We start from the raw sequence: 7,235 nt of genomic DNA, 5'->3' as shown, positions 1-7,235 counted from the left end.
CCCCCGGCCTCACCAACCTGATCGACTGACAGGAGTGGACCATCCTGGTTGCCACGGCACCACCTGAACCACGATTTGGCGCCGTGACACCGAGGTCTACCGCGTCAAGTGAGTTGCATCAGCGCCACTTTGCCACCGATTCAGGAACCTCGAATCAGAGGGCGGCAGCTCTGCGCGTCATACAGCGTTGCGTCCCCGCCCTACACCGCATTAACGGGAGCGAAGACGTATCCTCAGGAGGATTGTCCGTGCTCCTACGCGCACACCGATGTTTGATGCCTTCGGTCCGTTGCTTGATCTTTCCGTCGCTGCCCGCGACATCCTGGGGGAACCACGATCATGCCCCGCGACTCCTCTCGCCGCCCTGCCAAGTCCGACCTCCGTCACCGCGCCTCCTCGCCGGTGAGCGCCCTCGCCGCGTTCTCGGCCCTCGTGGCGGTGAGCGTGGCCGTCAGCTCGGGCATCACCCCTGGGACCGGCGAAGAACGAGGGGCTGCCTTCGGGGTGTCGGCGAGATCCTCGGCCTCCTCGGAGCGGTCGGACAGCGGGTGGAGCCTCTTCGCCTCGGGTCAGGAGCGGCAGCGCCCTCCGACGGCACCGTTGCGGCAGGACCGTTCCACCTCGCCCGTCCGGGACGGCGCCGCGGGCGACGGGTCCTGGCGCCAAGGCACCGGCCGGGGCGACGGCGGCCGAAACGCAGCCTCGACGGTGCGCCCGGGGAGGCACGCACCGAGGCTGTACTCGGGCGAGCTTCCCGTCAACACCCTCATCGCCCCCACCACTCCCGGGGCCGTCCTGACCGGGGGGACCTTCGGGTGGCGGATCGCTCCCGATCGCGGCGACCGCGAGTTCCACAACGGCACCGACGTCTCCGCCGCCGCAGGGCTGCCGGTCGTGGCGGCCGCCGAGGGCGAGGTGACGGCCGTGTTCTGGGACGTCTGGGGCGGCAACCGGGTGGAGGTCACCCACGCGGACGGGCTGAGGACCACCTACAACCACCTCGAGGACGTCAGGGTGGCCACCGGTGACCGGCTGGCCGCGTCCGAGCAGCTCGGTTCCGTCGGCGCCACCGGAACCCGGGTCACGGGACCAAACCTGCACCTCGAGACCTGGGTCGACGGGCAGGCCGTGGACCCCCAGTCCTTCGACTGGGTCGACGGTCTCCGCGTCATTCCCGCCTCCCGCAGCAAGTACTCCTTGGAGGTGCCCGTGCCGGCTCTCGCGGAGGACGAGACCGCCGCCAAGAAAAAGACCGCCCCGGGCGAGGAGACTGCCAAGCAGAAGAAGGCCGCCCAAAAGAAGGCTGCCGAGCAGAAGGCCGCTGCGACCAAGAAGGTCACGAAGGAGCCACAGCCCACGGCCGAGCCTTCCGCTCCTGCAAAACCCAGCCCCGCACCGACTCCTGCACCGCCAACGGCGCAAAAGCCCACGCCCCCCCAGACCAAGCCGGTAAAGCCCGCCAAACCAGCACCTGCTCCTGCCCCCTCCGGATCTTCGACCGCACCGCCCAATCCCGCACCGCCCAAACCCGCACCGTCACCGTCCGCGGACACTGGGGACGAGAAGGAACTCCTGCCCGGGGTGGCGCCCCGGATTCCGGACACCAAACGGGACACCGATCGCGACGGCACCCTCGACATTAAAGACACCGACCTTGACGGCGACGGCATCGACAACGAGGCTGACGACAACCTCGACGGCGCCCCAAGACTGGTGAGCCAAACGATCCTGTAGACATCACGGACCCTGCCAGGGGAACCGAGGATGCCGGGACCTCGTCGACCACCGGTGCGGTGCCAGCCCTCTAATAGACGGCCTCGAACAGCTTGCTCATCGCGCTCTGGCGCAGCAGGACCAGGTCGTCGATGCTGTCGGCCCCGGCGAGCATCCCGGCCACGAGCGAGGAAACCTTCAGCCCCGGGTTGGCGCCCTTGTCGGTGGGCACGCTCAACCGCTCATCGACCAGGTCGCGCAACCCGATCTCCTGGGCCAGGCGCATCACCGGCAGCAACCCCACCCGCTCAGGTGGCCGAGGTGTACAGGTACGCCCACCTACTCAGGGCAAGCAGACGCGACTGACCGCGGTAGGAAACTCGCCTATGCAATCCCTTCGACCCGTATCGCTCGGGCGGGATAGCCGTCCTGCTCGACCCGTTCCCAAGTGATGATTACCTGCTGGCCCGGAACCAGTTCCTTATAGGCGTTCTCCGGGCCCTCGATGTGCGTGAAATGCACGAAACACCCGCCGGAGTGACCCGAGAGGTCAACCACCCCCCAGCCCTCATCGCCGTACCACTCCCGCACCACGCCGTCGCTGCTGTAGCTCGATCCCATACCCCAATGATTCACCTCGCTGACCGACCAAAGCCATGCTGACGCCAAGGGCGACCCACATCAGTCCCCGACGTCCGCTGTTGATCTGCGCCCATCCCTGATCAACGCCTTTCCCTGAAGGTGCCGGCCTAAGTGGACCGGTCGTGCTCATCGCCGACGCGGTTCCAGCGTCGGCGGATCGCCACACCCAGGACCATTGCTCCCCCGAGAACCAGGAGGCGCGGCAGCAACTCACCCAGCCCGGGGGCCCCGCGCGCAACGATGGCCACCAGCTCGATGCCAACCAGCAGTCCCGTCACCACACAAGTGAGCAGACCCACCCAACCGCTGTCGTCACGTTCGAGCTTGATCCAGGCAATGTTGATCACCACGAAGGCCAACCCCAGCCCGACCACGGGCAGGTTCGCCGGGCCGGCAGATCCGGCCAGCTCGACCAGGGTCCCGGCGACGGCCAGACCCGCGAACACGGCCCCCAGTGCTGGGGCGCATTCCCGGCCCAGCGCCAAGGGCACGAGGACGGTCGAGTACAGCAGGCGATCAACACCGCACAAGAGAGCGCACCCAACCCCACGAGGGCTATATATAAAGCGCTCCCTTGGCATAGTGAGCGCTATGACTCTGCTCGACCGCCCACTGACCTACCCGGAGATCGGTGCCACCGCCGGGCAGTTGCCCGACGGGTACGACCATCTGAGGGTCCACCGGGTCATCGGCCACGGGGAGCCGACGTTCCACCGAGCCGCGGAGCGCCTGATGAGCTGGCAGATGCACCGGGCAGCCGGCCTGACCGTCGAGGCCACCACACCGCGCGTCGAGCAGGGCAGCCGCGTCCGTCTGCGCCTGGGCCGGCACCTGCTGCGGATCTCCTTCGGCTGCCAAGTGGTCTACGTCGTGGAGGAGGAGCGCCGGCGGGGCTTCGCCTACGGGACCCTGCAGGGCCACCCGGAGCAGGGCGAGGAGAGGTTCTGCGTCGATTGGCGGGAGGACGACGCCGTCGTGTTGACCATCACCGCTTTCTCCCGGCAGGGCACGTGGTGGTCCCGCGCCCTGGCGCCGATCAACCGGCGGCTCCAACAGCGGTACACCTCCCGCTACCTGCAGGCTCTCTAGCGCCTCCCCGACAACAGGACGGCGTACGCCACCGGAGTCCCCATCGCGACGCCGCATCCTCGCGCCAGCTCTCAGCACCGGTGGAAAGGACCGGCGCCCATGGGCGGGGTCAGCTGGGTCGTGACCGCTCCATCTCCAGGGCGTGCCAGGGCTGGCCGCCCACCTCGGTGCTGCGCACCCGCCCGGTCTCCCGGAACCCCAGGCTCTCGTACACGCGCCGGGCGGAGACATTGTGCGCGTAGACACCGAGCTTCATCACCGGCAACCCCGTGACCTCGAAGCCCGTGCGCACCGCTGTGCCGATCAGTCCCCGCCCCAGACCGCGCCCTCGAGCGTCCGGGTCGAGGAGGATGCACCCGAGCCGCATCATGTGTGCGTCGACATCGATGAGCAACGAGGCGTGACCGACCGGATCCCCGGAGTCGGGATCCAATCCGGTCCAATACCGGCGCTGATCATTCTGCAGATAGGTCTCCAACTGCCCCCGATCCAGCGGCCACGTGAAAGTCCGCCCGGACCAGAGCACCATGTCGGCCTCGGAGGGCACCCAACTCAGGAAGACGTCCAAATCGGCTGGGCTGGTCTCTCGGAGGCGCATGCCCCAATGCTAGGGACGCCCCGCCTTAGACCGGCGCTGCCGCTGACCAGGCCGCATGTTCGAAGATGAACCTCAACCGCAGCACAGTGGGTCAAAGATTGAACTCCGGATGAGGCCGTCGCGGCCGTCAAGTGATCTCCTTCCGTACGTATGGAGGCCCCAGGTAAGGTCGCCCCACGCTATGGCCGACCTGTCGGCAAGGAGCACTCACGGGTCTCGTCTGAGAGGGCGAGAGAAAGGCAGGAAGCAGACCCCGGAGTCTCGCCATACCCTCCAGCTGAGCCCGCAGAGGAATCCCTTGCCCTCCATGGGATCAAGCAAGGGGTGGATCCTCGTCGATGAACGTGAACATGACAGTCATCACCGGCCCCAAGGGATCCTCGGAATCCGTGAGCACCAAGGCCGCCCGCAGGCGGACCGGCAGGTCGAGGATCGGTTCCTCCCACGGAACGAATCCTTCCGAGGTGCCATGGACGTAGATGCCCACACGGATCTTGCCCTGCTCATGAAGCCCCACGATGTAATCAATGACGCCCTCTTCGGTGGCGGGCAGACCGTAGGCGGTGGCATCGTCCATCACGTTGGCGACCATCACCCAGTCGATCTCGTTGCGCTCCCGCAGCAGGCGCTCCAGCCCTGCATAGTCCGGGCTGCCCATCGCTGCTCCTTTCCCCAACTGTGCTCGTGGTTCCTGCGCCTGAGGTCGCGGGGCCAAGCCTGTCATCCCACCGCGACGACGCGACACACGCGGTCGTGGGCACGGTCACCCGGCTCACGGGCGCCGTCGGAGGTCTATTGGACCCAGACTTCGCAGGTCTTGCCGGTCGGTGCCCCGTCCAGGGTGAACTGGAGTCGGAGCGTCCCAGCCGCTTCCGGGGGCGGGGGCACGAACTCCCAGGCGCTCTCCCACTCGGTGCCGTCCCCGGCCGCCTGTCCGGCGACCAAGCGGTACTCGGTACCGAGCTCATCGCTGAGCACCACCCCGACCCGGTCCAGAACGGAGAACCCCGGCATCAGCGGCAACGGCTCCTCCTCGGTCATCTTGTCCTGCCGTCGTTGGGCCCAGGCCAGGCGGGCAGCCTGGAACTGGCCGTCCCGGCGCATGGTCTCGGCCCCTCGCACCGCGGCGAGGCTGATCCGTACGCCGTGGCCACCCGGTGGCTCCTGCGCATGCGGAGACAGGCTGGCAGCGAGGTCGATGCCGGCGAAGCGCACATCGATCCCGTCGCTGGTGGCCACCACCAGATCGGCAGGAGCAGACACAATGGTTCCCATGCCACCACCGTAGAGAAATCGACAGGTGTCAGGTCGAGCGCCACGCGCCCTCCTTCCGCACTGGTCAGCGGAATTCGGAAAGCACCTCAATCGACCACCGGGCCCTGCCTCGCACCCGGGCACGAACGGCATACGTATCACGATGCCCACAGGAGATGACGGTCTCAGATGGTCGTCGCTTGCGGGAGTTCCCGAATCCGCCGGTAGAGGGTGGCCCTGGACATCCCGAGGTCCCGGGCGACCTGAGTGGCCGGCTCCCCCGTGTCGATCAGCCGCAGCGCGTTGCGGATCTGGGAGTCGGTGAAGGTCTGACGCCGCCCACCGAGGTCCTTGCCGGCGGCCCGGCGCTTGGCCACCGAGTCAGTGATCCGCTCCCGCTTGATCTCCAGCTCCATCTGCGCCAGGGCCGCCATGACGGTGAACACCATCGAGCCCATCGGAGTGTGGGTGTCCACGTCTCCCCCACCGAGGTTCAGCACCCGCAGACCGGCGCCTCTCCCGCGCAGCGCTTCGGCGAAGACCAGCATGTTCTGCGTCGACCGCCCCAACCGGTCCAGCGTCGTGATCACCAACGTGTCGCCGTCCTCGAGCGCGGCCACCGCTTTGTCGAAGGCAGGACGCGACGCACGGCCTCCAGACACTCCACTGTCTACGTAGAGGTCATCGCGCCGCACGCCGGCGGCCAGGAGGTCAGACACTTGACGGTCCGCGTCCTGCTGACGCGTCGACACTCGGGCGTACCCGATCAGCTTCCCCACGTCCACCCCATCTGTCTCGCAACCAACGTTGAGTATTTGATTCTAGGGGCAAACATAAAGCACATAGTTGCAAGACTCATCGACCCGCGGAAACCCGCAGAGGTTCTCCACCGCAAAATTCGACGGACGAGACGTCTCGCATCCCTTGCCTTCAAAGACACACCCGACGAGTTGCACAGGACTGCCGGGCAAGTGCGTGCAATGGTTACGATGGAATTCACTGTTGTCAGTCATGAGCCATAGGAGGAACGATGCCGTTCGAGGTGTTCAACAAGAGGATGACTCCGCTGGCCAAAGCGCCGAGCGTGACCATCCAGAAGCGCGGAGTGATCTCGCTGAACAAGGCCGCCCACGATCTGGTCGACAACGCCGAGACGGTGGAACTACTCTACGACCGCGACCGTCAGGTCATGGCACTGCGCGCCACGGATGACTCCTCCCCGCATGCCTACGCGGTCCGGAACGGGTCCAAGCGCGGGCCCGGGCAGGCGATCGTCTCGGCCACCGCCTTCACCGCGCACTACGGCATCGACGCCACCGCTACCAGGCGATGGAAGCCCTTCATGGAGGACGGCATGCTCTGCGTGGACCTCACCGAAGAGGGCACCGTGATCACCGGCAACCGCGCGAAGACCATGGCTTTGGCGGATCCAGCAGAGGCATCTGCCGACGATGTGCCCACCGACGACGCCCCCGACCACCCCTGACCCCAATCCCCCACCCGGATACCGAAAGACACACCGCCCATGGCTCAGAAAGTCGGAGCGCATCTCGAGGACGATCTCAACGGCGGCCCCGCCGAGGACGCCATCCAGTTCAGCCTCGACGGCAAAATCTACGGGCCCGACCTCTCCACCCCCGATGCCGAGACAACCTCAATCTCCGACGGCCGCGGAACCCCACTGACTGTCAAAACCTTCTAGGAGACGCAGCACTTCCTGAGCCGCATAGCGAGCCACAGGAGCTGTTTCCCAGTCCACGGAGACAATCCAATCCTGAACAGCAGCTCGGTCGAGCTCCCCATCGCGCTGAAGTTCACCAATTGCAATTGTGGTTGCACGAGACAAGCCCAACCCAATAAGTGACATGTCGGTTGTACGAGGAACCCCCAACTCCAGCATCATAGTCACGGCCTCAGCAGACTGCTCGCCCATGGGACG

General features: G+C 66.5%; 10 protein-coding genes and 1 pseudogene. 4 read left to right on the top strand and 7 right to left on the bottom strand.

The window, feature by feature from the left end; all coding sequences use genetic code 11:
* The first annotated feature begins 339 nt into the window (after positions 1 to 339).
* A complete protein-coding gene (locus BJF77_RS18530; protein ID WP_075873091.1) occupies positions 340 to 1,734 on the top strand; it encodes a peptidoglycan DD-metalloendopeptidase family protein in 1,395 nt (464 codons plus the stop codon).
* A gap of 73 nt (positions 1,735 to 1,807) precedes the next feature.
* Here the strand turns inward: BJF77_RS18530 and BJF77_RS20730 are convergent.
* From BJF77_RS20730 to BJF77_RS18515, 3 genes and pseudogenes are all read right to left on the bottom strand, one after another.
* Positions 1,808 to 1,999 (bottom strand): annotated as a pseudogene (locus BJF77_RS20730) (IS1380 family transposase); the annotation flags it as partial.
* A 98-nt stretch (positions 2,000 to 2,097) separates the two neighbouring features.
* Positions 2,098 to 2,334 (bottom strand): cold shock domain-containing protein, encoded by a 237-nt coding sequence (locus BJF77_RS18520; protein ID WP_047804851.1) that lies wholly within the window; start codon positions 2,332 to 2,334, stop codon positions 2,098 to 2,100.
* Between the two features lie 128 nt (positions 2,335 to 2,462).
* Entirely contained in the window at positions 2,463 to 2,801 is a 339-nt protein-coding gene (locus BJF77_RS18515; RefSeq protein WP_075873090.1) for a hypothetical protein, read from the bottom strand.
* Between the two features lie 145 nt (positions 2,802 to 2,946).
* Here BJF77_RS18515 and BJF77_RS18510 point away from each other — a divergent pair, with 145 nt between their 5' ends.
* Positions 2,947 to 3,444, top strand: coding sequence for a DUF1990 family protein (locus BJF77_RS18510; protein WP_047804849.1), 498 nt, complete (start codon positions 2,947 to 2,949; stop codon positions 3,442 to 3,444).
* A gap of 109 nt (positions 3,445 to 3,553) precedes the next feature.
* On the opposite strand, the gene BJF77_RS18505 is transcribed toward BJF77_RS18510, so the two are convergent.
* The 4 genes from BJF77_RS18505 to BJF77_RS18490 form a co-directional block, all read right to left on the bottom strand.
* Complete coding sequence (locus tag BJF77_RS18505; RefSeq protein ID WP_047804848.1) at positions 3,554 to 4,042, bottom strand: GNAT family N-acetyltransferase; 489 nt, start codon at positions 4,040 to 4,042, stop codon at positions 3,554 to 3,556.
* 313 nt (positions 4,043 to 4,355) lie between these two features.
* A complete protein-coding gene (locus BJF77_RS18500; protein WP_047804847.1) occupies positions 4,356 to 4,700 on the bottom strand; it encodes a hypothetical protein in 345 nt (114 codons plus the stop codon).
* A 134-nt stretch (positions 4,701 to 4,834) separates the two neighbouring features.
* Complete coding sequence (locus tag BJF77_RS18495) at positions 4,835 to 5,317, bottom strand: hypothetical protein (protein ID WP_047804846.1); 483 nt, start codon at positions 5,315 to 5,317, stop codon at positions 4,835 to 4,837.
* Positions 5,318 to 5,481: 164 nt separating this feature from the next.
* Positions 5,482 to 6,075: a recombinase family protein gene (locus BJF77_RS18490; RefSeq protein ID WP_047804902.1), complete on the bottom strand. Its 594-nt coding sequence runs from the start codon at positions 6,073 to 6,075 to the stop codon at positions 5,482 to 5,484.
* Positions 6,076 to 6,326: 251 nt separating this feature from the next.
* On the opposite strand from BJF77_RS18490, the gene BJF77_RS18485 reads away from it, so the two are divergent.
* Positions 6,327 to 6,782 carry a hypothetical protein gene (locus BJF77_RS18485; protein WP_075873089.1) on the top strand — a complete coding sequence of 152 codons (456 nt, stop codon included), beginning with the start codon at positions 6,327 to 6,329 and terminating at the stop codon, positions 6,780 to 6,782.
* 39 nt (positions 6,783 to 6,821) lie between these two features.
* The gene (locus tag BJF77_RS18480; RefSeq protein WP_083665265.1) at positions 6,822 to 6,998 is read left to right on the top strand and encodes a histone-like nucleoid-structuring protein Lsr2; all 177 of its coding nucleotides are present in this window, start codon (positions 6,822 to 6,824) and stop codon (positions 6,996 to 6,998) included.
* Positions 6,999 to 7,235: the final 237 nt, after the last annotated feature.

It is taken from the genome of Kocuria sp. CNJ-770, assembly GCF_001942375.1.
Classification (GTDB): domain Bacteria; phylum Actinomycetota; class Actinomycetes; order Actinomycetales; family Micrococcaceae; genus Kocuria; species Kocuria oceani.
The sequence above is the reverse complement of the archived record's forward strand: the minus strand, read 5'-3'. Positions and strand labels throughout refer to the sequence as shown.